The sequence below is a fragment of the Escherichia sp. AM3 genome, from assembly GCF_032029835.1.
Taxonomy (GTDB): domain Bacteria; phylum Pseudomonadota; class Gammaproteobacteria; order Enterobacterales; family Enterobacteriaceae; genus Escherichia; species Escherichia coli.
This window is the reverse complement of record NZ_JAVUPQ010000260.1, coordinates 1-1,707: the sequence shown is the minus strand read 5'-3', so window position 1 is coordinate 1,707 and position 1,707 is coordinate 1. Positions and strand designations below refer to the sequence as shown.

4 protein-coding genes are annotated in these 1,707 nt (G+C 53.5%); 2 read left to right on the top strand and 2 right to left on the bottom strand.

Annotation, left to right across the window (positions count from 1 at the left end; translation table 11 throughout):
* A partial coding sequence (locus RTW80_RS24835; protein ID WP_312720725.1) for a type IV secretion system DNA-binding domain-containing protein occupies positions 1 to 738 on the top strand: 738 nt, incomplete at its 5' end.
* A gap of 8 nt (positions 739 to 746) precedes the next feature.
* Here the strand turns inward: RTW80_RS24835 and RTW80_RS24830 are convergent.
* Together RTW80_RS24830 and vapB are read right to left on the bottom strand one after the other, a co-directional pair.
* Complete coding sequence (locus RTW80_RS24830) at positions 747 to 1,145, bottom strand: type II toxin-antitoxin system tRNA(fMet)-specific endonuclease VapC (protein WP_000911313.1); 399 nt, start codon at positions 1,143 to 1,145, stop codon at positions 747 to 749.
* The gene (gene vapB, locus RTW80_RS24825; RefSeq protein WP_000450520.1) at positions 1,145 to 1,372 is read right to left on the bottom strand and encodes a toxin-antitoxin system antitoxin VapB; all 228 of its coding nucleotides are present in this window, start codon (positions 1,370 to 1,372) and stop codon (positions 1,145 to 1,147) included. Before vapB ends, RTW80_RS24830 begins: the two co-directional genes overlap by 1 nt.
* Positions 1,373 to 1,453: 81 nt before the next feature.
* Between vapB and RTW80_RS24820 the strand changes: the two genes are divergently transcribed.
* The coding region (locus tag RTW80_RS24820; protein ID WP_276340373.1) for a relaxase domain-containing protein at positions 1,454 to 1,707 on the top strand (254 nt) is incomplete at its 3' end.

Below are 1,707 nucleotides of genomic sequence, written 5' to 3'. Positions count from 1 at the left end.
GTTGACGTCATGAACCCCCGTGCCGTGTTCCGGTCTCCCAGCCATAAGATGGCAGAGGTCGCTGCCGGTGAAATTGGTGAGAAAGAGCACCTGAAAGCCAGCGAGCAGTATTCCTACGGTGCTGATCCGGTACGTGACGGGGTATCGACCGGTAAGGATATGGAGCGTCAGACGCTGGTCAGTTATTCCGACATTCAGTCTCTGCCGGATCTGACCTGTTATGTCACCCTGCCCGGACCGTATCCGGCAGTAAAACTCTCCCTGAAATATCAGACACGACCGAAGGTCGCTCCGGAGTTTATTCCGCGTGACATCAACCCGGAAATGGAGAACCGTCTGAGTGCCGTACTTGCCGCAAGGGAAGCAGAAGGTCGTCAGATGGCCAGCCTCTTCGAACCGGATGTCCCGGAGGGTGTTTCCGGAGAAGACGTGACTCAGGCTGAACAGCCGCAACAGCCGGTGTCTCCTGCCATCAACGATAAGAAGTCAGATGCAGGTGTGAATGTTCCGGCAGGGGGGATCGAGCAGGAGCTGAAAATGAAACCGGAAGAAGAGATGGAACAGCAACTGCCACCCGGGATCAGTGAATCCGGTGAAGTGGTGGATATGGCCGTTTATGAGGCATGGCAACGGGAGCAGAATCCGGATATCCAGCAGAAGATGCAGCGTCGTGAAGAGGTGAACATCAATGTGCACCGGGAGCGCGGGGAGGATGTTGAGCCGGGAGATGATTTCTGATGAACAGGTCAGCTCCAGTCTTCAATTCTCAGACCGTCCACACGTTCAAATTCCCGGGTGTTATTAGTCACAATAATCAGTCCCCGACTGCGGGCATGACCTGCGATCATTTGATCAAATGGCCCGACAGGGCGTCCCTGACGGGCAAGTTCTGCTCTTATCTGGCCGCTGTGTGTGGCTGCGGCAGCGTCGTAATCCAGAACATCAATGCGGGAAACAAATCCCTCGATCACAGCGAGATTACGTTCAGGCATCTGGCTTTTTTCTGCACCATATATCAGCTCCATCAGGGTGACCGAACTGATACACATTCTCCCCTGGTTCAGGTTAAAACGCTCCCTGACGCTGGCGGGTTTGTTCTTTATCGTGAAAATGCAGATGTTGGTATCGAGCATAAACTTCAGCATCAGAATGACTCCCTTTCCTGCATGCCGGGCTGTTCCCTGTTATCCATAAAATCGGCGCTGACGTTGTGTCCGTCGAACCATTCGTCCCATGTCTCTCCGGCTGGCGTAATGATTCTGGTTCGTCCGACAGCAATCACTTCAACGCGTTTTACGTTTTCCGGCAATGCAACCGCTTTTGGCAGTCTGACCGCCTGGCTGCGGTTGCTGAAAAATACGGTGGTTTCCATTATTTGCCTCCTTATGTGGATATGTCTTGTGTATATCCATTGTGGGATTGATACCGGGATATGTCAAAGGGATATACGTTTATGATGAGTATCGCGCAGGTCAGATCGGCCGGAAGTGCCGGTAACTATTATACCGACAAGGATAATTACTATGTGCTGGGCAGCATGGGAGAACGCTGGGCCGGCAGGGGGGCTGAACAGCTGGGGCTGCAGGGCAGCGTCGATAAGGATGTTTTTACCCGTCTTCTGGAGGGGAAGCTGCCGGACGGAGCGGATTTAAGCCGCATGCAGGATGGCAGTAATAAGCATCGTCCCGGCTACGACCTGACCTTCTC

What these genes read in the sequence shown, in the direction of transcription:
- RTW80_RS24830 (WP_000911313.1), bottom strand. Translation starts at nt 1,145, where the DNA reads ATGCTGAAGTTTATGCTCGATACCAACATCTGCATTTTCACGATAAAG.
- vapB (WP_000450520.1), bottom strand. Translation starts at nt 1,372, where the DNA reads ATGGAAACCACCGTATTTTTCAGCAACCGCAGCCAGGCGGTCAGACTG.